This is a genomic window from Corynebacterium felinum, from assembly GCF_030408755.1.
GTDB classification, from domain to species: Bacteria; Actinomycetota; Actinomycetes; order Mycobacteriales; family Mycobacteriaceae; genus Corynebacterium; species Corynebacterium felinum.
This window is the reverse complement of the sequence record NZ_CP047209.1, coordinates 494,188-520,085: the sequence shown is the minus strand read 5'-3', so window position 1 is coordinate 520,085 and position 25,898 is coordinate 494,188. Positions and strand designations below refer to the sequence as shown.

The window sequence follows — 25,898 nt, the reverse complement described above, 5'->3', positions numbered from 1 at the left end:
GTCACAGCTAGTCAGCGTCAATATCTCGCTAGGCGCGAAACTCATTCTGCGCCCAGTTTCAAAACGCCCCCACACACGTGAAGCTCACCACACAACGTGACCCGCACCTTACCTAGTGGTCGAGTAATCACCCACGAACTGTTCACTTGCGGGCACGCCTATGCCGAACTTTGTGAATAATCGCAAGCACACTAAAGGTAATCAACGCTGGCCACGCCAAAATCCATAGAATCATTGAAATGCCCAACATCACATCAGATTCCGCAACCGCGCCAACAATCATTCCAATAAATGTCACGACATGGATCGCCACAGCAAAAAGGACACCCCGTACTGCTCTATTGGGAACAGGACCCGTAGGCGCCTGCGCCCACTGAGCACCGACGGGACTTACAGGAAGTGGAACCTCCGCAAAGTCATAAGGGCTACTTGAATGCCTTGACTGCACAGAAGGCCCTTGAATCCGAATGTTCTCCAACACAACAGGTTCTGGCGCGGTCTCTATTAAATAGCTTTCCGACCACACCTTTTTCTCACTATCTAATGATTCAGGTGCAGGCACGTCAACCACGATTGGGGGTTTAGGCACCGGTGTTGACACCGGTTTCGGAAGTGATTTTGGCAAAGGTGTTGGCAGCGGGTCGATCACAGGGACAGGGGGAATAAGAATATCTGGAGTTTGTTGGGCACGTGTACGCTCAGCCCACTGGGAAAAGTCGTGAGCAGTCACAACTTGCGTTCCATACAAAAGCGCTAGTCGAAGTTTTCCGTCACTTCCATGCACAGTGTCGGTGACCAAAACATCACAGCGTGTTTTCGAGATCGCTTGCTTATACTCAAGCCCCAATTGTGTACATAAACCTTGTAGTTCTGAGCCGTGCGTATAGCGCTGTCTATCAACAATCACCGGACCACGAAAGGCGACACGCACACCTTTAGTAAGCGCGCTCTCAGCAGATACCATGTTGTACTCGTTGGCATTTGGTTCTTCTACCGCTTGGGCAGAAAGCCTTTGGGGCGCAACTTCTTTAGCAGCATCTTCCTGCATAACTGGAAGATCTTCCAAGGCAGTAACTGCAATAGCTGGGGTTACGTTGGGTACTGGAGAACACTCATACCATTGCTCAAAATCTTCCTGTGCCACAATTGGTTTGCCGAATTCGCGGGCATTTTTGGCTTTTCGTGACATCGATGCCGGGTCACGAGCAACAAGAACATCACATTGGGTACGCGAAACACCAGACTTATATATCAACCCACGGTCCTGGCAGACCTCTTTAAGCCGATCGTCATTCACAGCAGCACCCAAAAGATGCTGTAATCCTGTGAAAGCCACCCGCGTGCCTGCAGCAAACAAGGATGCACAATCCATTTCAGTATCAACAACATCAGGCAAGATCACTGACTCGTTAGTAATCCATCCCACACGACGATGAATATCTTCTTGCATGTCAGCAGTCCACACGCCACGTGAAATCGCCCACGAGGACAGAAGTTCAGCACATTCTTCTACCTCCGTGAAGCTTTGAGGCCTCACTTTCGCCCCCGACATCGCCGCCCATGCGTTGTCAGAATCTGTGGCAAATGTTTGATCCAACACCATGGGGGTATCTGGGGCCCACGATGGGATGAATACGGCACCTTCCTGAGTAAGTGAAGGTACTGGCACGACTTCGCCACGCGACGGCGTGATCATGCCACCTTCATATGCCTGGGCTAGTTGCTCACAGCGCGAAACGACGTCGTCAGTTGTGATGTTGACCTTGAAATCTTCAGCTTCGTAGCCGACACCAAGACCAATGCGCATTCCTTTTTCTTGATGCCTCACCGCATTTTCAAACATGGATAGACGATCCCCAACCACGATGCCGCCTTGAGCTTGGCGCAGCAGGAGGGGCCAAAAATCACCGAGTGTAGGTGCCATCGCTAACCCACCAGCAGGAATATCTTTTTCTATACCGAAACTTCCGAGGTCTGCCGCGGGATTAATCCATGAACCGAACTCTGCTACTCGTTTTCTGCCTTCATAAATGACTGCATGAATCTGAGCAATGTGTTGGCTTACTCCGAAAGAAACGCCATCGAAAGAAATCAAGACGATGCGATTCGTGTGTGTAAGTTTGCTGACTTCACGACGGGTCTTTCTCACCAGCGCATTATTGGCGCGGATGTGGCGTTCTTCCACAGGAATACTGAATCGTAGGTGTTGCAAATCCACTGCGCGAGAGACAGCTACGTAGAATTGCCCATCTTCTGCTGTCCCACCTCGCAGGTCAATGAACAGCTTGGAGATTGTTTTTCCTTGGCTTTTGTGGATGGTAATTGCCCACGCCAGGATGAAGGGAAATTGTGTGGCTTCACCAATGACTTCGCTGGAAAGAACGCCATTGTCCATGGTAGGTCGATTGACTTTCCATGTGTGAGGTTTCAATTCCACGCTTTGTTGATTGTCATCAATCAGCACGGTCACAACGTCGTCTGTCGCGTGTGTAATTGTGCCGAAGCTGCCGTTGACGAATCGCCCTTGAGGGTCGTTGATCGCTGTCATAACACGAGACCCGACTGCATACTCTAGTGTTTCTGAGCCGTTGAAAGTTTTGGCATCGGCTTCACCTGTAAAGGTAGCTAAAGATACAAATTTCTTGCTCGGAAGTTCATTAATACGTTCAGAGTTAATCTTTTGCACTGCACGATTGCGTGAGGTCAGCGTAACCCAGTCGTGTGGTGCTTGGAAGTTTGGGTCGACAAGGCTGTTGAGAATAGCCAGTGCTTCATTACCCACCGAACCTTCACGGATTTCGTTGAGCACCTCAATGAATTGAATATCGGTCTGACGCCACACACTGGTGAGATTTACATCGTGCAAGTCAAGGTCGGGATAACAATGAGCTGAGAAGAAAAAGGGGCTCTTCCATACTGTGGTGAAGAGTTGTGCAACGTCGTCATTGACGACGGGTGGGAGCTGCAGCAGATCACCGACCATAATCACTTGCACGCCGCCAAAGGCACGCTTATTTTTCCGAATTTTTTGCAGGGCGATGTTCATCATGTCGAAAAGATCAGCCCTCACCATTGAGATTTCGTCGACGACGAGAACATCAATGGCGCGCAGAACGTCTTTGACCTGCGCACTCGGGTACCACTTTCCGCCTTGCTTGAGATCATCGGGGAACATTCCTGGACGGAAACCAAATGCTTTGTGGATAGTGAATCCGTTGATATTAAGGGCGGCAACACCTGTAGGTGCAGTTACAAGTATGTTACTTCCATCAGTGGCTTTTAAGTATTCGCGAAGGAGTGTAGATTTGCCTGTGCCTGCTTTACCGGTGATTAAGACGTTCTTTCCCGCATGCATCAGGTCAAGCGCATTTTTAAATTCTTCGGTGATATGAATTGCCATATGATGCTCCGTGGTTGCACGTTTTCATTAAAAGGTGGTGTTATCCTAAAAAATGGATAAGTATCGCGCACCAGACTTCGCTTCCACCCAGCATGTACATTCCTGATCTGCATATTTCAAAGATCAACAGGCACTGTTGTGGTGAGGTGCTAGTTCTGTGCACAACTAGGTTTGTGCCAGCTTTTGGCGCGGTTGCATCATGCATATAAGTACTGTGGCAACCGTGGGTGTTGTTTTATCCACTTGCGAATTCGTGCTTTGCCAACCAATCCGTTGCGCAAAGTACTTGTGTTGCCCTTGGTGGTTGCTGTGTCGGCGTTGCCACAATCGCAGTGAAGAAAGCTCAACCAAAAACCATTTTGCCTTAGAACCTGCCCAATGTTCAATAAGGTTTATTTCAGGTTTGCCTTTAGGTGCGCGTGTGAAGAGAAATTTTAGCTCCTCACACTCAGATGAATGTACGGTAATCAACGTGGCATCAATATCGATAACCAGTGGTTTTTCAACTGTTGCCACCCGATGCGGGGCGTGATCACCTAACAAATCCCACACCCTAGTGCGAGCTTGTTTCGTTGCTTGGATAAACCCTTGGTACACATACTCGCTGGTATCTGCATATTCCGTGGTCCGTCGCCATGTGGTTGTAACTGACGGTAACGATTTTGATGCTAACGCCGTTGCAACTACAGGAAAGCAAAGTAATGTCGCGGACATCATCCCCACCAGCAATCAACGATAAAGCTCCACGGGAGGGGCGTTTTTCAAAGAAGTAATCACACACCTTTTTCAACTCATCAAAGCGCACATTCGTATCAGAGACACGCATTTTCTCAATGAGCTTCTCCATCCCTGCAGGTATCGAAACTTCCCCCATCGAAAAATAGTACTATATACAATACCACGTGCCTAGTGCGGATTCTCCCCACTATTCAGCGCATTGAGAGTGCTCTCCGTAGCAAGCCTTCAGCACAAACACGCCCAGAACCTCGACCGAGCAATCATTCTTTTACCCGCATCACACCGTGCGCTTTTAGCCAAAGAAGATCGGATCGCCACTGTTTCCAATGTGGTCAAGGAGGGTGCCGACCGTGGCGGTAGGCTCAATGTCATATTTGTGAAACTTCAAGTTCCTATCGCGCCAGTACAGGCTCCACAGCCCAGTTGATTTCGTGTAGCGCAGTCGCGCGATTGGGAAGCGCACATATTCACCTTCGCCGGTCCATAGCGGACGAACTTCAACAATGGTGACGTGACGTTCAGCGATGTCCGCTTCGACTTTGACCTGATCCCAGTATTCTTCTGGTACACAGGACTCACACCAGCGATTAATACGGTCAAGATCATCTTCAGGTATAGCCATATGCGCAATTGTACTGCAGTATCACAATGCACATCTCGCTGGTGGGCAGTATTTTCACCAACGAATAAAGCACCTGGACCAACATGCCGAAGCCCTATTACTTCGTTGTTCTTGTGCCACCCTTTGTTTAAAGCTGACGCGCCTTACACAAGGATTGAGCCTGCACATCGCCTAAAATCTTCCACTAGTAGGTTTTTAGAATCCTTGGAACAGAATAACTCCCATTGGGAATAGCAGGATGAGAACTCCCATCGCTGTCAGAGCCCAGAGTTTCTTCCAGGCACTCAAAGCAACGAGGACTACGGCGCACGGCCAGCTCCACATCCAGATCGTGCTCACTAGCGCTGGCCCGAGTGCAATCAGCGTGACAGATACAGCCAACAAGATGTAGCACGCGATAGTGACAGCGGTGCTTTCGGTGTTGAAGAATATGTTTTTCCTAGGAGCCTTCGCGTTCATGTACTTCCCCTCCTATGGTGCTGCGTTTGGTAAAAACACCGAGCGTATCGCAATTGCTTTCGCTTTTACCCAGCCACTATATTGACCAGCGTGAAGATCAAGCGTGAGTTGAGCAACTAGCGCACGGTCACACGATTTATGGAAATAACCTTCATTGGCGTAGCACAAATCATGTGTTTTACACCGGCTATCCAAAAGATCAATATGTGCATCTGGACCGCTATGACCAGGACCACACCAGTTTCCATGAATAGGAAATCCTATTGATAGCGCCCTATCGTCGATCTGCTTTTCACCCGTACTAGCAGCGGCTTCATTGTATTCAGTAGCAGCGGTAATGATGAATTCACTGGCATCATTTTTCTTAGCAGCGACAACATCAAAATTTTTCGATATTTCCCGCATCATCCACTACCGCGTAGCTCAGAAGCTCTGCGACTTGGCTCTCGTCAGCTTGTGAAACTACAATTTCCCGATCAACTGCCATAACTGTTTTGGGAAAACTTATAGCCCCGAAAACTAACAATGCAGATGCAGATATCGTCATTACCTTTTTTGAAGAAATCATGTGGAACTTCTCCGAACTTGGTTGGTTACTTGAGATTACTTCAGTATCCACGATAGCAATCTGGACTATCGGACTGCCATCATCCAATGCCATACCCCACGGCAAGAGCACGTAAAAAAGTGGCTGACCAGTTAAAAGACAGCTGAATAGACTTGGAAGGCAGGCATTTCACGAAGGATCTAAAGAGTTGGGGCAGCCCATGCAGCCCTCGGCCTAAACCGATAGTTCAAGGCACAAGCAGGCAAGCTCCCAATGGTGAGTTGGAAACGCAATATTCTAAGGGCACCTCAGGGATACCCCACTGCCTAGAAAAACGCTTGGTCGCGTAGTTCTTGATATACCCGAGCAACATAATCGCTGTGACTAATACCCGTGGCTTTGGAATAGTGAGTCACTTTCAAAAGCTTTGTTTCTTCCCCCAAAGCCTCACGCAGCAGTGTCATACATTCCCCGTAGCGCTGATCTTTCAATGAGTCGTAAACATCATTCCCTAAGGCAATGATCGTGGGGTTTGTGCAACCAAGCTGCCTTAGCTCTTTGCACAGCCCACGTACTTGAACCATGAGAAAATCACGGTTACGCAGCATCTTTTTAATGTTGGAAGCTTGTGAATCCCGTATTGGTTTTACACAATCCCCATCGAATTTCACTAAATCCGTGATGTAAGCACCCCATAAGCGCGTGCCAAGGCAGATGTCGCGCAGGCGGTAATCGCTAGTGGTAGTCGTCTCCTCATGGAAAGCATGAAATGATAATCCATCGATAGCCTGCTTAGTTGCGCCGTCACGTTGTGCAAAATTCAGTGCCACCAGCACCACATCGGTGTGTAAATCAGCTAATTCTTCCGTGGTAGAAAATGCATTCAGTTGTGCCACAGCCACGTTCAGGTGGAAATCTGGCGCAACTAACGGCTCTGGGGCGTAGCGCGAATGATCACTGCTTCCTAGTTTCCACACTGCCCAACTAGCGCACTGCCCAAAGCTGAGTTTGTTAGCCAAGAAACGTTCAAGTTCTACCGGCACAACCAAGTTTTCTTCCTCATATAGCCCATCAGTGCTCTACCTTTTCTTTCCTTGGTGGCGTTAAAAGCTAGTAGTCACTTTGAAGGTACTCCTTCAAATAGGGGAGGCTGAATTCTAGCTCGCCACGTTTCGGGGCGGTGATGATCCCCGATTCCAGTAGTGCGCGACGGCGAGCGGAAAGCGCACTGGTCGTGGTATTGAGGTGTTGCGCAATGTCTTTAATGCGGGCTGTCTCCCCGTCTGCCACTTCCGCCATAGCGTGAAGGAAGTTGCGCTGACTCTCTGGCACTTTTCGCAGTGCCGGCTGGTGTACATGGGTTTTCATACGCAATTGGGCGTCATCCGCAATTGAGTGTACGTGGGAAAGCTCGACTGTGGTGGAGTTTTCGAGGCTGGCTGCAGCCCACGCTAATGAGCCCACCACCTGAAGAAGGTAGGGGTAGCCGCGTATGATTCGTGTCGCTTCTTCGACAGCGTCCTTCGTCACTTCACGTCCAGCTGACGTAATGGTTTCCACGAAGGAGGTTTTCACATCTTCACTCGACAGTTTCCCCAGCTGAATGTGTTCCGCACGCCTGAGGAAGGTGGTTCCAGGGTGGTCGAGGAGCGCATATATCCCTTCAGGCAGCCCTGCGGCGGCGAAGGCAATGTCGCATTCATCGCGGATAAGGTCCTGGATAGCTGTGGCAAGCTCTGCAAGTTCCTCAACCTGAGCAGATTGCACTTCGTCAAGCGAAATGAGGATTCCTGCACCGTGCTTAGATACTGCGTGGCTAAGTGCACGAAGCTGCGTATTGAGCGTTTTTCGTGACTGCGGTGCGGTGACCATTTCAGTGTTCAGTGAAAAACCTCCAACGGACACACCCGAAATCCGCCGTGTCAAAGGGATGCTGGTGGTGTCGAGTTCCGCGAGCGCGTTAGCTATCGTGGGGTCGATAAGATTGTCGATCATGCCCGCGCGCGGAAAGGCGCGCAGCACAATCCACCCTTGTTCCCGAGCCAGTGACTCAATGTGATGAAGCATCACCGTTTTCCCCGTTCCCCTCGGGCCAGAAAGAAGGGAAACTCGCAACGGCGCACCAATCCCCTCAGCAAAGGCGAGAGAAAAACCGCGCAACAATCCTGCCCGACCTGCGAGAATATTGGGGTTAAGGCCAAAGCTTGGACGAAAAGGATTCTTCACACATCCAAGTATAAATTGATATAAATGACGTTTTTGTGGATAAATTGGTATAAAAGCCTTTGTGGGATATAAAGCGGGGACAAGAGGTTAGGGGCGGGCTGCATGGAGTGCGCGTCGTAAAGCGTGGATTGCGGGATGGTCTTCGCGCCCAATCCGCACCGCAGTAAACAGCACACGCTGGGGATTACCAGGCAGCGGAATGATATCCACGTTATCCAGACCTTCCACCGAACCAAGCACAAGCGACGGCAGCAACGCCACCCCTACTCCTTGGCGCACAAGATTAAGCTGCACCAAAGGGTCCGGCGATTCCACCACCACGGTGGGCACGAAGCCTTGGGCGAGGCAAAAGTTTCGCTCCCAATGCCCAGCAATAGTGCCGGCAGGGTTAAGCAAAAATCTGCTTGCAGCAAGCTGCTCAAAGCTGCCCGGGAAACGCCACCGACCGTGCGCGGGGGCAGCAAGAACCATGGGTTCGCGGTAGAGATCAAGCCGGTGAATGCTGGGACTATCAATGGTGGGCGCAAACGGCAATTCTTCACCGATAACAATATCGACGCGGTGACTCAAAAGCTCCGCAATACCATCCGAAACATCGCACTGAACACACTCAAGATGCAGGTCAGGGTATTCAGAATCAAGCACACGCAACGTGTCGGGCACCAGCCCGACCAGCGCGGATTGGAAAGTCGCCACTTTCAGCACACCAGTAACATCCCGGCGATCCTTCAGCGCGGCTTGCGCCTCATCGGCAAGAGCAAGAATTTTCCCAGCGTAATCGGCAAGAATCTCACCCCGGTCATTCAACCGCACCCCGCGCCCATCTTTTTCCAACAGCTTGTAGCCGACTTCTTTCTCCAGCTGCGATAGTTGCTGGGAGACCGCCGAGTGGGTCATGAGAAAAACTTGGGCAACTTCGCTCATCGTTTTTAAACGCCTCAGCTCACACAACATGCGCAGCCGGTTGAGATTGTGAAGATTCGCCCGATGCACACGCGCCACGGCTACTGCCCTCCCACACACAAAAAGTTAAGTTTTTCTAAAGAATTATTGCCAGAATTTTTTGCTAGACTAACAGATTTTTCCGGCCCATAATGAACCCCATGAAAACCCCCAGCCTGCTGCACTCCCCCTTCATGGGAATCTTCTGCGTGCTTGGTTCCGTATGCTCCCTCCAATTCGGGGCCGCATACGCCACCACCCTATTCCCACACGTAGGCCCCTTCGCCACCACCTCGCTGCGTCTGAGCATCGCTGGGCTCGTCATCCTCGCCATCACCCGCCCCACACTCACCGCATGGTCAAAACAACAATGGATCTACATCATCCGCTTCGGCATCGCCATGGGACTGATGAACACATTCTTCTACGCCGGCATCGACAAACTCCCCCTCGGCACCGCTGTCACCATTGAATTCATCGGCCCCCTCACCCTCGCTGCACTCCTATCCAAAAACCTCAAAGACTACCTATGGGTCACCCTCGCCCTACTTGGCATCGGACTATTCGGACTCGAAGCACTCACCTCCACCCACTCCCTCAACCTCCACGGCGTCGCATTCATCCTCGCCGCCGCCTTCTTCTGGGCACTCTACATTCTCACCTCCGCCACCGTCGGCGCCCACGTACCTGGCACCGGCGGGCTCGGCATAGCCATGCTCATCGGCGCACTCCCCACCATGCCCGCCGCACTCGCCCACACCCCCGACTTCATCACCACCCCCACACTTTTCACCACCGCATTTGGCACCGCCCTCTTCGGCTCTTTAATCCCCTACTCCCTCGAATTCTACGCACTCAAAATCCTCCCCTCCCACACCTTCGGCATCCTCATGTCACTCGAACCAGCCGCAGCCGCCACCCTCGGATTCCTCCTACTCAACCAACCCATCTCCAGCCACGGCACCCTCGCCATCGCCTGCGTCATGTCCGCATCCATCGGCACCACCCTAAGCGCACGAGCACGCCGCAAAAACACCAACCCCACATCCACCGCAAGCAAACGGGATTGACGAAAAACGGCGTCGATAAGCAAAAAATGCACATCAAGAAGAGCGCAGATAAACAATCCTGTCACACTGTTGAGCCACCCGCGGATCATGCGTAGCAATCACAATGCCACGATGATGATCACGCACAGCACCAAAAACCCGCATGATCGTATCGCAAGCAACCTCATCCAACGCCGCCGTAGGCTCATCCGCCACAATCACCTGCGGATCATTAATCGTTGCACGCGCAATAGCCACGCGCTGACGCTGCCCACCCGACAACCGCGCAACCTGCCGATCCGCTAGATCCTCAATACCGTACTTCGCTAACTCCTCTACAGCGCGCCGACGACGCTGCCGCCGCGACAACCTACGCGGAGCATACTCCAGCGGGAGAGCAACATTTTCCCACACAGGCGCATCCTCAATCACCGCATAATGCTGAAAAACACAACCAAAAAACGAATGACGCAACACCGCCTTGTCCCTTTCCGAACTCGGCACCGGCTTTCCACCAATAAGCAGCTCACCAGTATAATCCGGACGCAACAGTGCAGCGATAAGAAGCGCCGTTGATTTACCCGAACCCGAAGGACCCATCAGCGCAACCATCTCCCCAGGAGACAACGCGAAAGAAAAATCCTTCAACGCCACTACCGTTTCATTTTTTAAACGGTACCGGTAGCTCACATTTTTCATCTCCAACAGAAAATTCACACCACACCTGCCTCACATCTGCTTGCACGCACCGCGCTAACAGAAAACCCCACATACGCCAACGCCACAACCCCCACCATTACCTTCGCACCACTAGCAACCGGCGGCCCCACAAACCACAACACCACACACGCACTGAGCGGGACTACAAGCGTAGACACAGACAAGAAAGCAAGAATCCGAACACTCAAGCGCTGCGCGGGTGCCCCACACAAACGTCTGATAAAAAATGCCCGCGCTTCCTGGCTAATTATTTCCCTTGTCACCAAACCGTAGACACACACCGCAAGCACGCTAAAAGCTGAAAGCGCCAGAATATACAACGCTGCCCGAACCATCACGCTATCAAAACGCTCTGGCTGCTTCTGAGCCACAGCGCTCGGAATTGCATACAACGAACCTTGAGAAACAGAACGAATAAAACTCTCAATCTCACCAACAGTGGGATTCAGCAGAACCGTTTTGGAAATCAGCTCCTCTTTCTCATACTCATCAAAAACCACCAACTGACTCGGCTCGAACACAAGTACCTGATAAGAATCAAGATTAAGCCCCGCAGCTTTGGGATCAAACCACACCGCACCACGATCGAAAAAACCACCATGAGCAAAAGTGATTCCCCGAAAATGCACAGGCGCATCTTCTTCCGACAACGACGCGCCCCGAAGAACACAAGGCGCTTGGCACCCTGCACCAAGGCTAGGAAACATTTTCACAGCTTCCTGCCCAACAACCGCAATTGTTTTCACACCCCCAAAGGCATCCGGCTCATCAATCGCTAAATTATTCACCACCGACGTGTATGCACCACCGCTATCAATACTGTGTTGGAGCATCGCTATAGTCTCACCACTAGGTTCATACACCCGCCCTGGCGGATAAAAAACAGTAAACACCACCGCCTGCGCCTTTCTGAGATTCGCCCCTCCGCGCAACACCTCCACCTGGGTTAACACATCACTAAAAATCAGCGCCATCACACATGTGACCATTCCACAAATACACGCCACGCTCGCACTATAACGCCACCTACGCAGCGCCAACCAGAATCCTCCAACAATATCCCGCAACATTGCTATCCCCCTCGCCTCAGCGCCCGCAGCTCCCACGCCACCATCAAGGCGTAGGTTTTCACCATTAACACAAACGACAACACCGCAGCTACAAGCACTGGAAGAAAAATATCACTGGGCAATACCACCCCACTGATTACTCTCACCAAAAACAGTGCCAGCCCTACCCCACCGAAAGACCCAAGAAGCAGCCTCGGGCTTGCATGAACTGTGTACTCACGAATAAGCCTGCCGCACGTTGCCCCCACCCCTAGCCTGATCCGCATGGCATTGCTGAACCTTGTGTTGCACATCTTCCAATACACAGCGCTTAAGAACATCCCGAAAGAAAATAACCCCCATGAAATCACTAGCAGTGGATTATGAACCAGCTCCAGCCACAGTGGTTTCACAGGATCAACATCAACCCTGAAACCCGCCTGACGCAGTGTTTCCTGTATGCTCTCAACAACTCTAGGTGTGGAAGAAACCACCACGAGGGTGGAATTATGCAGCACGCTGTGTGCCGATGGCACCATCGCAAATTGATAATCATCAGCACCTGGTGGCGGGTCAATTACTCCAGCAACCTGGCTATATGCGGGCAGAAACGCACACCTGCCCACACGCTCATATGCTTGTGCACAATAAGTATTGCGGAAAAGGAATACTTCCGACCCACCATCCGATACTTCCGCCACACTTCCCTCCGGCCACCATGGGATAACACCGTGCGGATTTAGCACGAAAATCCCCGGCAGCCCTTCACCATTTCCATCAATAATCAGTGCCGCCTGATGTGCACGCAACTGCTGCTCAAGCGCACGATATACCTGCGATTTCTCCGCTGTTGCACCTAAAACACCACGAACCTTCAGCACCGAATAATTCTTATCACTTCCAAAAACTACTGCTTCACGAACCTGAATAACCCACACAAGCCCACGCTGCACTCGTCGCCAATATCCCCATAAGCACAGCGAGGAACACCAACTGAAGCTTTATTCCCCTTTGGACCAGCATCGCAGATCACCAACAAAAAGGCACTTTCACTACTCTTCTGTCCGTGAGTATGACCCCACAGAACACCACTCTCAACACCTCCGCATGCCCCTACTGCAAGCAAAGACACACCAGCACCCACAAGAACCTCAAACGAGTACTTAGAGGTGCGCATATACACATTCCCCTCATCAACGCCCAATATTTTTTAGCGTACCCTAGATAAAGAAAAAAACATGTGGCAATAGTCACAGCGCGAAACAGAATTCGCCCTTTTGCCGTCGCAGCTCAGCAAAACCCCACATCCACCGCAAGCAAACCGGATTGACGAAAAACGGCGTCGATAAGCAAAAAATGCCGCTCACTGCTTAAATATAAGCGCTACTACTTCTCAACCCCCACCCACGAAATGAACCTCACCTCCCGCCTGAACCCCTTCACTGGGGTCGCGCTGGTCATCGGCGCAAGCTCCACCCTCCAATTCGGCAACGCGCTCGCCACCCACCTCTTCCCCATCCTCGGCACCTGGTCCACATCCTTCACCCGCTTTTTCATCGCCTCTCTCATCCTCCTTGCGCTCACCCGCCCGAAACTACACACCTGGAACCGCACACAGTGGACCTACGGGCTTGGCTTCGGCATCGTCGTCGGGCTGATGAACGGCTTTTTCTACACCGCCATCTCCCGCATCCCGCTGAGCACCGCCGTCACCATCGAATTCCTCGGACCACTGACTCTCGCCGCAGTGCTTTCGCGCAACAGCCGCGATATCAGCTGGGTACTGCTCGCCCTCGCCGGGGTGAGCATGCTCGGATTGCGCACCTTCCTTGGGCTGGGCAGCCTCGATATCATCGGTGTGGCAGCCGCGTTCGGTGCCGCCACATTCTGGGCGATCTACATCGTGCTCGGCACCCGCGTCGGCGCACACATTCCCGGCACCCAAGGCCTTGCCGTAGCCCTGTTCATCGGTGCGCTCACGCTCGCCCCCTTCGGCGCGCCCGGGGCAACAGCTGTGCTTTTCGACGCCCGCCTCCTCCTTCTTGTCATCGGCACCGCTGTCCTTTCCTCACTGATCCCCTTCACCTTGGAATTTATGGCGCTGAAACGAATCCCCAATTCCACATTCAGCATCCTCATGTCGCTCGAACCCGCCATCGCCGCAGTTGCCGGAATAATTGTGCTCAATCAAAAACTCAGCATCCTCGGCATCATCGCCATTGCCTGCGTGATCACAGCATCAGTGGGCAGCACCCTGTCCACCATGAAGAAAAAATCTGTCATCGTCGACCAAGGCTAAGCCCACCCCCTCCCCACAACGATAAGCCACGCACACACCTGCATACCCTAAGCCTTGTGCTGCTTCAGACTCACAGAATGTGCACATAAAAAATCCTTGGATACCCCTTCACGAACGAAAGGGGACCCAAGGATTTTTCTCTTAACCGCAAACCTCGTGACTTACAGTCGCGGCGCATGCAACTGGTGCGTATTCCTTAACCCCACACAGCAATACGCAGCGCACAGCGCTTAGAGCTCGATGGACAAATCCACCCTCTGGAAGCTCTTCAGATCCTCATAGCCGCACTTTGCTACCGCGCGACGCAGCCCGCCAACAAAATTCTGGGCACCGAACGGGTCCTGGGAAGGCCCGTGCAAAATCTGCTCCAAGCGTGGGCGTGGCCCAAGGAAGCTATCATGCACCACATCCACAATGCCGCGTGGGAAACGAGGATGCCCCAGAGTCGATGGCCAGTAAAAGCCTTGACCTGGTGCCTCAGCAGCAGCGGCAAGTGGGGAGCCCAGGATCACGGCGTCGGCACCGCAGGCGATGGCGGCGATCATGTTGCCGGTGTTGTAGATTTCGCCGTCGGCAAGAATATGCACGTAGCGCCCACCAGTTTCATCCAAGTAATCGCGGCGGGCAGCAGCAACATCCGCAATAGCGGTAGCCATCGACGGCTGAATTGCCAGCGACTCCGCAGTATTAACACCCGAACCGACAATCACACCAACCGCGCCGGTGCGCATCAAGTGCAACGCAGTGGTGTAATCATGCACACCACCAACAACAACAGGGATTTCGAGAGTAGAGATGAACTCCTTCAAGTTCAGCGGCTCACCCTCAGCGGCAACGTGCTCAGCAGACACCACGGCACCCTGAATGAACAGCAGCTCCGCACCCGCCTTGATCACAATCGGCGCAAGCTCGCGGGCACGCTGCGGGGAGACACGCACAGCCACAGTCGCGCCGGAAGCACGCACTTGCTGAATACGCTCGGTCAAAAGGTCGAGGTCGATCGGTGCGGCGTGCAGCTCCTGCAACTTCGCAATGCTTGCCGACGGCAACACATACTCACCATCCTCGCCCAGGTTCGCGGCGGCAAACTCAGCAATCGCCTGGTCGAAATCAGCGTGGCGGGCAAGCAAACCTTCCGCATTGATCACACCAAGACCACCGAGGCGATCCATCTCGATGACGAACTCTGGGCTACCCAGCGCATCAGTTGGGTGGCTGACCACAGGGATTTTGAAGGAATATGCGTCAATGTGCCAGGAGGTATCTACGTCCTTGGATGAGCGAGTGCGGCGGGCAGGCTGGACCCGCACATTGGTGAGGGAATAGGTCCGGCGAGCCTCACGCCCGATACCGATTTCAATGTAATCACGCATAGCTTTAAGCTTCGTTCCTTCTCGTAGAAAACCGCGCCACACGCACTTTCAAAGTGTGATAGGACCATTCCCGCACACCGCAAAACTGACGCGGAGAGTAACAAGATCAGTATTCTACCTCCCACGCACCACCTTCCGCGAACTTTTCATCCGCCACACAGAAACACACCCCAACCACTCCTGAATCTCTGCTACCAGCACCCCAACGCGCCCAACACCCCATCGGTAACTCGACCTTTCCACCACCAAACCCCCACGCACAGGCCTCCTCGAAGCTAAAGGTCGAGTTACCCCACTTCCCCTCTCCGCCCCACATCCCCTCAGCCACTCATCTCCACAAGCAAACTCGACCAATTCACCAACACACACCAATTCCACCCACCCACACACAAAAAGGTCGAGTAACCCCATTTCCCCCTCCCCACACCGCAACCTCCAACCACTCATCTCCACCAGCAAACTCGACCAATCCGGAAACCACGCCCCACAAGCACACCCCTCACAGCTAAAGGTCGAGTAACCCCCGAAACGCGCACGAAACTCGACCAATTCACCAACACACACCAATTCCACCCACCCACACACAAAAAAGTCGAGTTACCCCACTTCCCCTCCCCCCGCATCCCCCAATCACACATTTCCACGAGCAAACTCGACCAATTCACTTGTGGCTTCTTTATCCGATGCCCCTATGAAGCTAGAAGTCGAGTTAGCAGTGATAGCGAGAATTCTGTGGTGCACATGCGAAAGCACCCTTTCTCCCGTTGCGCTGAAAAAGCGAAACGGGAGGAAGGGCGCTTGGAGAAAACTAGATTTTAGTGGTAGTTCGGAGCTTCCACAGTCTGCTGAATGTGGTGAGGGTGAGACTCACGCAAACCAGCAGAGGTGATCTGCACGAAACGAGCCTTCTGCAAATCAGTAATGTGAGTCGAACCGGTGTAACCCATAGCGGCACGCAGACCACCGACCAACTGGTGAGTGATCGCCTCGATAGGTCCGCGGAAAGGAACCTGCCCCTCAATGCCCTCCGGGACCAGCTTGTCTTCGCTCTTCACGTCAGCTTGGAAGTAGCGGTCCTTGGAGAAGGAACGCTTCTCACCGGACAGGCCACGACCCTGCATCGCACCCATCGAACCCATGCCACGGTAGCGCTTATACTGCTTACCGCCAACCACAACAACGTCACCTGGGGATTCAGCAGTACCAGCCAGCATGGAACCAAGCATCACAGTGGAAGCACCGGCAGCGATAGCCTTGGCAATATCGCCAGAGAACTGCATGCCACCATCAGCAATAATAGGAACACCAGCAGCGTGCGCAGGAACGGACGCTTCCATAATCGCGGTGATCTGTGGGGCACCCACACCAGCAACAACACGAGTGGTGCAGATAGAACCAGGCCCAATGCCCACCTTGATGGCGTCGGCACCAGCGGCAATCATGTCGCGAGCAGCCTCACGAGTAGCAAGGTTACCGCCAATCACATCCACGCGATCGCCGAATTCCTTCTTCACCTTCGCAACCATTTCCAACACACCACGGGAGTGCGCGTGTGCGGAATCGACGACGAGAACATCAACACCGGCGTCGACAAGCGCACCAGCACGCAAGAAGGACTCCTCGCCCACACCAATACCAGCGCCCACCAGCAGGCGGCCGGAGGAATCCTTCGCCGCGTTCGGGTGCTGCTCAGTCTTAACAAAGTCCTTCACGGTGATCAGGCCGGTCAGCTTGCCCTCAGCATTCACGATCGGCAGCTTCTCCACCTTATTAGCAGACAGCAGCTTCAACGCCTCTTCCTTCGACACACCCTCAGGTGCCACACACAGTGGCATTGGGGTCATGATCTCAGAAACCTTACGGCTAAAATCGGGCTCGAAACGCATGTCACGGTTCGTGCAAATACCCATCAGCTTGCCCTCAGCATCAACCACAGGCAAACCGGAAATGCGGTACTTCGCGCACAGCGCATCAACTTCCGCAATCGTCATATCAGGAGTACAGGTAGCAGGGTCAGTGACCATACCGGATTCGGAGCGCTTGACAATCTCCACATGCGCAGCCTGATCCTCCGTGGACAAGTTACGGTGCAACACACCCATGCCACCCTCACGCGCCATGGCGATCGCCATGCGCGATTCCGTCACAGTATCCATCGCAGCGGACACAATGGGGATGTTGAGCTTGATGTTGCGAGTCAGCTGAGTCGTCGTGGTCACCTCAGAGGGAATCACATCGGAAGCGGCGGGCAGAAGAAGAACATCGTCAAAGGTCAGGCCGACAAGGGCCACCTTATTTGGATCGTCGCCGCCAGTGGAAACGCGCTGCTGCGTCATGAGAAATTATTCCTCCTGCCAAAGAAATGGTGTATGCCCCACCACATGAAGGTGTGGATTTTATGCTAGAACATCGCACATCGCTGAACCTAGTGATAAGAAAAGCAAGTACTGAAGTTCTCTTAAGACTAGCTGTAATGTGCGCCAAGGTGGCAATTGTGTGCCCACGGATACACTCAGCGCACACAAACTGTGAGAAAAGTCTACAAAAAATTCACAAATTTTCCCCCTGACAAGGGTTTGATACTTTTGCTACACCACTTTAGTGTTGTTGAGTGTGAACTATGAATGGCAAATGCCCCGCGACCCCTTCGCCGACGACCCCAATGATCCGGCGTCGTTCCTCGACGAAGACGAGCAAGCGCCACCCCTAAGCGAAGACGAACGCGCCCTCCTCAGCCAAGAACTCGACCTGGTTCGCCGCTTCCGCACCGTACTCACACCACATGGCATCAACGGAATTTTCTTCTACTGCGACGACTGCGACGAACAACACTTCTACGACTGGGACATCATGGAAGGCAACATGCTCGCCACCCTCGCCGGGGAACTCGCCCCCGTGCACGAGCCCAGCGCCCAACCCAACCCCAACGCCTACGTGCCGTGGGACTACTGCCTCGGCTACCTCGATGGGCTCAACGCGCAGCTGCGCTAACAGCACGCTTGTCGACGGCGTTGATGGCGGCGTCGATACGCACAAACTCCCCGCAGCTACGTCCACATTTCGTGGATGCAACGGCGGGGAGTTTAAACAAGAGAGGGAAAAATATTAGTTACGGTATTCCTCAGGAACCGTCAGGGGGCGATCCTCCACCAGTGTAGGTGGCTGCGGCTCACCAGGGACCGGCGCTATCGACGAAGGAATAGCTGGGATATCGTCCACATTTGGCTCCGAAGTAGGAACCTGCACTGGTGCGGGCGGGCGCGGCGAAGGCTCAGGGGTGAGCGTAATCGTAGTAGTCACAGTTTCAGTCACAGGTGGTGGGGTGACAGTGATGGTCGACAGCTGCACATCCGCACGATCAACCTTAGGCTGCATCTTGTTGCGATCACCCTCGTTGAGTCGATTCACCATCTCTTGTGCCTGCTCAAGAAGCTGACGTGCGCCTTCAACATCACCACTTTCGGTCCTTGAAGTGACTTCTTCCAACGTCGACGCCAGCTCAACCACAGTAGCCTTATGTTCCTTATCCACCGCAGATGTGCCACCGAAGAAGCGCTGGTTCAGCCCATACAGTGGGCTGCCTTCGCCAGCATTGAACACTGCGGTGCCACCACCAGCAATGATCAGCGTGGCTGCCGCCGCACCCACGAAACCGGAGGCAATGCGACCAAACCCACGGCGGGTGTGATCGCGCTGGCGCTTTTGTTTTTGCGCTGCAAAATCAATGACATCGCCTGCTGTTTCAGTCTCAGGCTTCAGCTCAGCGTCTGGGGCTTCAGCGACCACCGGCAACATGGAAGTGTCGTCAGCGTGGTCTCCAGCGTGCTCGTCGAACTCCTTGGGTTCATCCGCACAGTCTTCTTCACTGCCCTGTTCGCAAGGCTTCTCCAACCCCAAATCCACCAGCGTTGGGGGTGCGGGCATGTCTGCGTGTGCGTAGTCACGCAGCTCAAGTAACAGTCCGGCGATGAGGTCCTCGCCTTCGCTGCGATCAACGCCACGGGACAGGTCGGTCAAGAATGCGTCTGTTTCTGCTAAGACGGCAACATCTTCGATCTGGCCGTCAAAGCCCAACTCATTCTGACCGCCTTCTTGGCGACGTCGGTCAGTCATCTAATCCATCTCCTGCTCAATAGCCTTGCGCAAAGTTGCGAGGGCACGGTGTTGTGCCACTCGAACTGCGCCGGGTGTGCTCCCTACAATTTCGGCAGTTTCTTCAGCCGACAGCCCAACGAACACTCTCAAGATGAGAATTTCACGAGGCTTCTCACTTAATAAATCGAGAAGCTCACGCACTCTGTTACTACCAGCTGTGACCAGCGCATATTCCTCCGGCGTTTCCCGGTCCACAGCTTCGTCTGGCACTTCTTCTGTGGGGTTGGAAAGATCCCTGGAATAGCTGCGGTGTGCGTCTGCTACTTTGTTGGATGCAATGCCGTACACGAAGGCCATGAAGGGTCGCCCGCGGTCAACGAAGTTCCCGATGGATGTGGCGACTGCCAGCAGAATTTCCTGCGTTACGTCTTCGGCGGTGGGGTGCCGCCCTCCACTGATTCGGGCGCGCGCATAGCGCAAAATCATGGGGTGAATGATTCCAATAACTTCTTGTAGTGCGCGAGCATCACCGCTGCTTGCCGCCGGAACAAGTTCCGCGAGAAGCTGTTCAGTTTCACTCATCGACATCCAGGCCTTTACTTAACTTAAGACAGTTATTTCACATTCCACATTTAATCAGCCCCTATATTTCTCTGACATTACAGTCCGACAATCTGTGGGGGCTGAAGGGATGCGCATGTGTCTGATTTTTCCACGATGCGCATAAATCGATTCCAATCTTACAAGCCCACTTCGCCTAGGGGCGAAAAACGACTGCTTTGCCCAAAAAGTTACCACTTTTAGCTACTTCTTCTCCCCACCATCCCCCTCAGCTATTGGGCGCGTTTACCCATTTCCCTTCTCCCGTCTACCTGCCCGGTTCACCCCCGTGGTTGACCGGTGTGCAAAAAAGTGGGAACGCAAACGCGTTTTTTCCAGTCTTAACTATATGAGAAGTTTTTTCCACTACTGGTGGCTTCATGACTCCTCCCAGATCGCATTTTTCACCTTTGCCAACACGAAAGGATCGCACACCATGTCCAACACACCGCGCACACCCCGCCCAATCAGCAATCATTGGGAATGGCAGCTGCATAGCGCATGCCGATACGAGGATGCAGATATTTTTTACGCCCCCGACTATGTGCGGGGCAAGCCGAAAGTGCTGCAAGAGCGCCGCGCGAAGTCGATTTGCCGCGGCTGCCCCGTACGCCAGGATTGCTTGGAGCACGCACTGACCTACCATGAGCCCTATGGGGTGTGGGGTGGCTTGAATGAATCGGAGCGATGGGAGCTGATCAACCAGCGCCGCCTACTTCGAGTATCCGTGGTGCCCCAACAGCGTGCGGTGTAACCCCCAGCGGCGCTGCATGCTTGACGACGCCACCACCATGCAACCTCGCAAAAGCACAAGGGGGATCCAACTTCCACACCCATTGTGCAGTGTTTATATATTGGGGCACAGAACTACCTACAGCACAACCCCACGGGAGGTTTAATGCGCACACGTATTTTCACAGTACTTGCCACCTGTTGCGCCGTGACACTTTCTGGCTGCGCACCACCACAGGACACCCAATCCGCGCACACCACAACTACTGAAGAAACCTATCCCTTTGAAACCTGGGAATCACCACCCAAACCCACCATGATCCCCCTGCCACCAGACAGGGAATACGTTGAGGCCTTCGACAAGTTTGACCCCAACAACACACTGTACGATCTGTGCGACACACTCACCCCAGAACAACTCGCAGACATCGGACTCGAAAAGGATACCGTCACCAATAGGGAATCTAAGCCTTTCATTGATTGTGGCATGCGAGAAACAAACCTTGTGGATGGGCAAAATGGTGGATTTAATGTATCCACCCATTTTGCTCGTTATTCCTGGCTTCGCGATCATGGGTTGATTATTGATGCGACGTTCCCCGGTATTGATGAGCGCATCTACTTCAGCAACCTGCCTCAAGGGAATACAAATAGACACTGTGATGCTGCCGTCAGTACATCACATGGCCGTATCAGCATCACCTATACCTACTCTGGTGATGGTAAGCCGACAAAAGATGAGTTGTGTTGGAAGGCGTATGAAACCCTTGAAAAACTACGTACCAAAGGCAACTTCACCTAAAACCCTCAGCACCAACCACCACCATCATTTACCCCCGCATAGGGGTGGAGAGTGTGGGTGGGAAAAAAATTTTGGGAACGCAAAGCCCCTTTTCCCAGTCTTTATATATAAGGGCACAAAACCCTAGGCCAACACATGTGTTTTAAGAGAGGACTTTATGCGCACACGTATTCTCGCAGCACTCGTTGCTTGTGGTGTGGCGGTATCTGGCTGCGCACCACCACAGGACACCACCGAGGCTGCACACAGCACGACTACGGAAGAAACCTATCCTTTTGAAACCTGGGAGTCGCCACCCAAACCCAGCATGATCCCGCTGCCACCAAACAGGGACTACGTTGAGGCCTTCGACAAGTTTGACCCCAACAACACACTGTACGATCTGTGCGACACCTTCACCCCAGAACAACTCGCAGACATCGGATTAAAGAAAATCTCTCCGACTAGTCGGGACTCATCTCCGATGATTGATTGTGGCATGATCGAGGTTCATACTACCGATGGCATACACGGAGCATTCAGTGTTTCAACCCATTTTGCGCGCTATTCCTGGATGCGTGATCACGGGTTGGTTATTGACGCGACTTTCCCTGAGATTGATGAGCGCATTTACTTCAGTAACCTGCCTCAAGTTGATGATGACAAATACTGTGATGCTGCTATCAGTACGCCCCATGGGCGAATCAGTATCGCTTTTTCACACACTGGTAAAGCCACACCAACGAAGGATGAGTTGTGTTGGAAGGCGTATAAAACCCTTGAAAAACTACGTACCAAAGGAGGATTCCAATGACCCTTTTCATGGATAAACAACAAATCATCGACAGCGTTCACACCCTTGAACAACTCAGCCAAGAATCCAATACTGCTGCTTTGTACTCTGCAAGGAATCCACTTGATGGTGGTTTTTCTTCGGTGAGTGGTTTAGACCAACTCGGGGAACAACACGGCCGGGTTCTTCATGGTGGGGCTGGTAGTGCCTTTGATATGCTCACAGCCTTTGAACGTCAAGTGAAATGGTTGGAAGAAAACCTCTATGCCAACTACTACTCACTTTCAGGCATGAACCGGTTTGCCACCGATGAGTTCGACCGCATCCTGGAAGAAACCGGAGTCCCAATGTTTCCCAGGGTCTATTTCCCTACCCGCCCTGACCTAGGATTCGAAGGATTCAACTTCCCACCACCAGTAGTCCATCAAGCAGCAAGCTTAGAACAACTCGCCTCAGCTCTTGCTTCCACCAACAACGCAGCAGCAATAGAAGCAGCAGATATTTGGGGAAGTTTAGCTCAACGAGCAACACAAATCAGCGACCGGTTAAACAGCGTGGCCAGTGAACTAATCGCAGCAAACAAAGGCACCCCCTTTGAAAAAGCAAACACCGCTATCACCACCATGGCGCAATCGGGCATGAACTTCGCCCAGAATGCAGCACTGATGGCACAATCTACCACCGCGCTATCAGCAATCGCACCAGGGTTTGCCCCACAGGTGACAGCAGCTGTAGCTAAAGTCAACGCACTCCGCACCACCCAAGGAGGCATCGTTGTTGCCCAACAAGCAGAACAACTTTTCCTCCAAGGCTTCCGTACAGCCCTTGCAACCGCAGCAACAGCAGCAATGCCTGTAACACGCCACCTGATGGAACCTGCACCCGCAGGCGCAGGCGGAGGAAGCACAAACGAAGCAACCAGCACAATCACTACCACCAACTGGGTACAGAATACCCAACAAGCAGCTAGGGAGCTTGACCTTGAACCCCACGAACTTGCTGAACGGGTGTTAGATCAGGTAGCAACCCAGCAATCCGCGCTAGGGCTTGATCCTGCAACTATTAACCCACTTAATGCCCATCAACACCCAACCACACATGGTGGTGTTGGTAATGCTACTGGTTGGGGTGCAGGCGCAGGTGCAGGCTATGGTGGTGGATCTTATGCTGGTGGCACAGCACAGTCACACATTACCGGTGGAAACACGCAGCATCATAGGGTGTCGCATACGATGCCGCACCAATCTGGTAGCAACCATGTTGGAGGAACCAACACCACCACCGGCACCGGCACCGGTGGTGGCAGAGGCACAGGTACAGGTGCAGGTGGGTATGGTGCTGGTGTTGGTGGTTCCCATCGCCCAGGTGGGTCGCACACTGGTAGGGGACACAACCCAACCGGCTCTGGCGTCGGTTCCGGTTCGGGTTCGGGCTCTGGTTCGGGTGGTGGGTCCCATCGGGGTCACAGCCCCTACAACAACGGACAAGGCACAGGAAACAATCCCAATACTGGTGCTGGTGCTGGTGGTGCTGGTGGTCGTGGATCAACCATGGCAGGCGGGGCACCCATGGGTGGTGCAGGTGCTGGTGGTGGGCAGCAGGCGAATAATCGCAAGCGCACAACCAACCGGACACGACGCACAGCGGTTAAAGGAGTACTCCAACAAGCAGAACGAGACAAAAACCTCCTCGACCTTCTAGGCGAAGCACCCAAAGTAGTCCCCCGCGTCATCGGCGCAGACGTATTCAAACCACGCCACGAACGCGACAAATAACAACACAAAACGCCCCTGCTTTTCCGTATAAGAAAACAGGGGCGTTTTTGATCACACACTAGTGATGGTGATGTCCGTGAGCTGCCGCGGGGGCAGGCTCAGCAGGCTTCTCCACCACAGAAGCCTCAGTGGTCAACACCATGCGGGCAACCGAAGTAGCGTTTACCACAGCAGAGTGAGTTACCTTCACAGGGTCGATAATGCCCTGTTCAATAAGGTTGCCGTACTCCAGCGAAGCGGCATTGAAACCGAAACCGTTGTCCATCTCCTCGATACGAGCAACAACAACAGCACCGTCAAGGCCAGCGTTATCAGCAATCCAATAAGCAGGCTTCACCAGTGCACGAGCCAGAGCGGTGACGCCCACCTTCGCATCGCCCTCAAACTCTTGGGCGAACTCGCGAAGATCGCGGGCGATCTGCACCAACACAGAACCGCCACCAGCAATCACACCTTCCTGGGCAGCAGCGCGGGCAGCATTGATAGCGTCCTCAACACGCAGCTTGCGCTCAGAAACCTCAGTCTCAGTTGCGGCACCAACCTTGATCACAGCAACACCGCCAGAAAGCTTAGCCAAACGCTCCTCAGCCTTCTCGCGATCCCACGAAGAATCAGTGTTAGCGATCTCGCGGCGAATCTGCTCGCGGCGAGCCTCCAACTCCTCAGGGGTGCCAGCACCATCAACAATGATGGTTTCATCCTTGGTCACGGTGACGCGACGAGCTGAACCAAACACATCCATGCCCGCCTCAGCCATGGTCACGCCGACCTCAGGATCAATGATCGTCGCGCCAGTAACCACCGCAAGATCATCCATGAACGCCTTACGACGCTCACCGAAATACGGTGCCTTCACAGCCACAGCGTGCAAAATCTTACGGATCGAATTGACCACAAGAGCCTGCAGAGGTTCGCCCTCAACATCCTCGGCGATGATCAGCACAGGCTTCTTCGCCTCCACAACCTTCTCCAGCAGAGGAAGGAAATCAGGAAGAGAAGAGATCTTATTGCGCACCAGAAGAACCAAGGTGTTCTCTAAAACAGCCTTCTGGGAATCAAGATCAGTGATGAAGTATGGAGACAGGTAGCCCTTTTCAAAAGAGACACCCTCCGTCACATCCAAATAGGATTCCATCGACTGAGATTCCTCAACCGACAAAACACCGTCACGGCCCACCTTCTCCATGGCTGCAGCAACCATGTCACCCACCTCAGGGTCGCGGGAAGAAACGGTAGCCACGTTCGCAATATCGGCAGCGGAAGCCACCTCAGTGGCGCGGGCCTTGAGCTGCTCAATCACACGCTCAGCACCAGCGGCGATACCACGGTTGAGTTCAACTGGGTTCGCGCCAGCCGCAACGTTACGCAGACCTTCGGCGATCAATGCCTGGGCCAGAAGAGTAGCGGTAGAAGTGCCGTCACCGGCGATGTCGTTGGTCTTCACAGCCACAGACTTGACCAGCTGGGCGCCCAGGTTTTCAAAAGGATCAGAAAGATCGATTTCGCGGGCGATCGTCACACCGTCATTGGTGACGGTGGGGGATCCGAAAGCCTTGTCCAAAACCACATTGCGGCCACGGGGGCCCAAGGTGACCTTGACGGCGTTTGCCAGCGCATCGACACCCTTAAGAATGCCCTCGCGAGCTTCCTGATCGAATGCAATCAGCTTTGCCATAAGTAGTTTTTCCCCTTATGCGT

24 protein-coding genes are annotated in these 25,898 nt (G+C 53.2%); 7 read left to right on the top strand and 17 right to left on the bottom strand.

Annotated features, from left to right (window positions below; genetic code table 11):
* Window positions 1-142: 142 nt before the first annotated feature.
* The 9 genes from CFELI_RS02335 to CFELI_RS02295 form a co-directional block, all read right to left on the bottom strand.
* The gene (locus CFELI_RS02335) at window positions 143-3,400 is read right to left on the bottom strand and encodes an AAA family ATPase (RefSeq protein WP_277104165.1); all 3,258 of its coding nucleotides are present in this window, start codon (window positions 3,398-3,400) and stop codon (window positions 143-145) included.
* A gap of 165 nt (window positions 3,401-3,565) precedes the next feature.
* Window positions 3,566-3,916, bottom strand: a complete 351-nt coding sequence (locus tag CFELI_RS02330; RefSeq protein ID WP_290260123.1) for a hypothetical protein — start codon at window positions 3,914-3,916, stop codon at window positions 3,566-3,568.
* A gap of 514 nt (window positions 3,917-4,430) precedes the next feature.
* Window positions 4,431-4,760 carry a DUF3024 domain-containing protein gene (locus tag CFELI_RS02325; RefSeq protein ID WP_277104166.1) on the bottom strand — a complete coding sequence of 110 codons (330 nt, stop codon included), beginning with the start codon at window positions 4,758-4,760 and terminating at the stop codon, window positions 4,431-4,433.
* A 195-nt stretch (window positions 4,761-4,955) separates the two neighbouring features.
* Window positions 4,956-5,219, bottom strand: coding sequence for a hypothetical protein (locus CFELI_RS02320; protein ID WP_277104167.1), 264 nt, complete (start codon window positions 5,217-5,219; stop codon window positions 4,956-4,958).
* Window positions 5,220-5,231: 12 nt separating this feature from the next.
* Complete coding sequence (locus CFELI_RS02315; protein WP_277104168.1) at window positions 5,232-5,627, bottom strand: phospholipase A2 family protein; 396 nt, start codon at window positions 5,625-5,627, stop codon at window positions 5,232-5,234.
* Window positions 5,599-5,880 (bottom strand): hypothetical protein, encoded by a 282-nt coding sequence (locus tag CFELI_RS02310; protein ID WP_277104169.1) that lies wholly within the window; start codon window positions 5,878-5,880, stop codon window positions 5,599-5,601. The genes CFELI_RS02315 and CFELI_RS02310 overlap by 29 nt, the downstream gene beginning before the upstream one ends.
* A 212-nt stretch (window positions 5,881-6,092) precedes the next feature.
* Window positions 6,093-6,785, bottom strand: a complete 693-nt coding sequence (locus CFELI_RS02305; RefSeq protein WP_290259302.1) for a hypothetical protein — start codon at window positions 6,783-6,785, stop codon at window positions 6,093-6,095.
* A gap of 91 nt (window positions 6,786-6,876) precedes the next feature.
* Window positions 6,877-7,992 (bottom strand): ATP-binding protein, encoded by a 1,116-nt coding sequence (locus tag CFELI_RS02300; protein ID WP_277104171.1) that lies wholly within the window; start codon window positions 7,990-7,992, stop codon window positions 6,877-6,879.
* A gap of 87 nt (window positions 7,993-8,079) precedes the next feature.
* Window positions 8,080-8,994 carry a LysR family transcriptional regulator gene (locus CFELI_RS02295; protein ID WP_277104172.1) on the bottom strand — a complete coding sequence of 305 codons (915 nt, stop codon included), beginning with the start codon at window positions 8,992-8,994 and terminating at the stop codon, window positions 8,080-8,082.
* Between the two features lie 101 nt (window positions 8,995-9,095).
* Between CFELI_RS02295 and CFELI_RS02290 the strand changes: the two genes are divergently transcribed.
* Window positions 9,096-10,004: an EamA family transporter gene (locus CFELI_RS02290; RefSeq protein ID WP_277104173.1), complete on the top strand. Its 909-nt coding sequence runs from the start codon at window positions 9,096-9,098 to the stop codon at window positions 10,002-10,004.
* Between the two features lie 33 nt (window positions 10,005-10,037).
* On the opposite strand, the gene CFELI_RS02285 is transcribed toward CFELI_RS02290, so the two are convergent.
* Genes CFELI_RS02285 through CFELI_RS02275 form a run of 3 tightly spaced genes read right to left on the bottom strand, consistent with a single transcriptional unit; the run spans window position 10,038 to window position 12,705 of the window.
* Complete coding sequence (locus CFELI_RS02285) at window positions 10,038-10,700, bottom strand: ABC transporter ATP-binding protein (protein WP_277104174.1); 663 nt, start codon at window positions 10,698-10,700, stop codon at window positions 10,038-10,040.
* On the bottom strand, window positions 10,697-11,773 hold the full coding sequence (locus CFELI_RS02280; RefSeq protein WP_277104175.1) for a hypothetical protein: 1,077 nt from the start codon (window positions 11,771-11,773) through the stop codon (window positions 10,697-10,699). The genes CFELI_RS02285 and CFELI_RS02280 overlap by 4 nt, the downstream gene beginning before the upstream one ends.
* 2 nt (window positions 11,774-11,775) lie before the next feature.
* A complete protein-coding gene (locus CFELI_RS02275) occupies window positions 11,776-12,705 on the bottom strand; it encodes a hypothetical protein (RefSeq protein ID WP_277104176.1) in 930 nt (309 codons plus the stop codon).
* Between the two features lie 458 nt (window positions 12,706-13,163).
* On the opposite strand from CFELI_RS02275, the gene CFELI_RS02270 reads away from it, so the two are divergent.
* Entirely contained in the window at window positions 13,164-14,051 is an 888-nt protein-coding gene (locus tag CFELI_RS02270) for an EamA family transporter (RefSeq protein WP_277104177.1), read from the top strand.
* A gap of 230 nt (window positions 14,052-14,281) precedes the next feature.
* Here CFELI_RS02270 and CFELI_RS02265 read toward each other — a convergent pair whose 3' ends face one another.
* Both CFELI_RS02265 and guaB read right to left on the bottom strand, forming a co-directional pair.
* Complete coding sequence (locus tag CFELI_RS02265; protein WP_277104178.1) at window positions 14,282-15,424, bottom strand: GuaB3 family IMP dehydrogenase-related protein; 1,143 nt, start codon at window positions 15,422-15,424, stop codon at window positions 14,282-14,284.
* A gap of 815 nt (window positions 15,425-16,239) precedes the next feature.
* The gene (gene guaB / locus CFELI_RS02260) at window positions 16,240-17,760 is read right to left on the bottom strand and encodes an IMP dehydrogenase (RefSeq protein ID WP_277104179.1); all 1,521 of its coding nucleotides are present in this window, start codon (window positions 17,758-17,760) and stop codon (window positions 16,240-16,242) included.
* Between the two features lie 277 nt (window positions 17,761-18,037).
* Here guaB and CFELI_RS02255 point away from each other — a divergent pair, with 277 nt between their 5' ends.
* Window positions 18,038-18,415 (top strand): DUF5319 domain-containing protein, encoded by a 378-nt coding sequence (locus CFELI_RS02255; RefSeq protein WP_277104180.1) that lies wholly within the window; start codon window positions 18,038-18,040, stop codon window positions 18,413-18,415.
* Window positions 18,416-18,529: 114 nt separating this feature from the next.
* On the opposite strand, the gene CFELI_RS02250 is transcribed toward CFELI_RS02255, so the two are convergent.
* Both CFELI_RS02250 and CFELI_RS02245 read right to left on the bottom strand, forming a co-directional pair.
* The gene (locus CFELI_RS02250; protein ID WP_277104181.1) at window positions 18,530-19,537 is read right to left on the bottom strand and encodes a hypothetical protein; all 1,008 of its coding nucleotides are present in this window, start codon (window positions 19,535-19,537) and stop codon (window positions 18,530-18,532) included.
* Window positions 19,538-20,101, bottom strand: a complete 564-nt coding sequence (locus CFELI_RS02245) for a sigma-70 family RNA polymerase sigma factor (RefSeq protein WP_277104182.1) — start codon at window positions 20,099-20,101, stop codon at window positions 19,538-19,540.
* 454 nt (window positions 20,102-20,555) lie between these two features.
* On the opposite strand from CFELI_RS02245, the gene CFELI_RS02240 reads away from it, so the two are divergent.
* The 4 genes from CFELI_RS02240 (at window position 20,556) to CFELI_RS02225 (ending at window position 24,200) form a co-directional block, all read left to right on the top strand.
* Entirely contained in the window at window positions 20,556-20,873 is a 318-nt protein-coding gene (locus CFELI_RS02240; protein WP_277104183.1) for a WhiB family transcriptional regulator, read from the top strand.
* 144 nt (window positions 20,874-21,017) lie between these two features.
* Window positions 21,018-21,653, top strand: a complete 636-nt coding sequence (locus tag CFELI_RS02235) for a DUF3558 family protein (RefSeq protein ID WP_277104184.1) — start codon at window positions 21,018-21,020, stop codon at window positions 21,651-21,653.
* Between the two features lie 157 nt (window positions 21,654-21,810).
* Complete coding sequence (locus CFELI_RS02230; RefSeq protein WP_277104185.1) at window positions 21,811-22,446, top strand: DUF3558 family protein; 636 nt, start codon at window positions 21,811-21,813, stop codon at window positions 22,444-22,446.
* Entirely contained in the window at window positions 22,443-24,200 is a 1,758-nt protein-coding gene (locus CFELI_RS02225) for a hypothetical protein (protein WP_290259291.1), read from the top strand. Before CFELI_RS02230 ends, CFELI_RS02225 begins: the two co-directional genes overlap by 4 nt.
* Before the next feature lie 58 nt (window positions 24,201-24,258).
* On the opposite strand, the gene groL is transcribed toward CFELI_RS02225, so the two are convergent.
* The gene (gene groL, locus CFELI_RS02220; protein ID WP_277104667.1) at window positions 24,259-25,875 is read right to left on the bottom strand and encodes a chaperonin GroEL; all 1,617 of its coding nucleotides are present in this window, start codon (window positions 25,873-25,875) and stop codon (window positions 24,259-24,261) included.
* Between the last annotated feature and the right edge of the window lie 23 nt (window positions 25,876-25,898).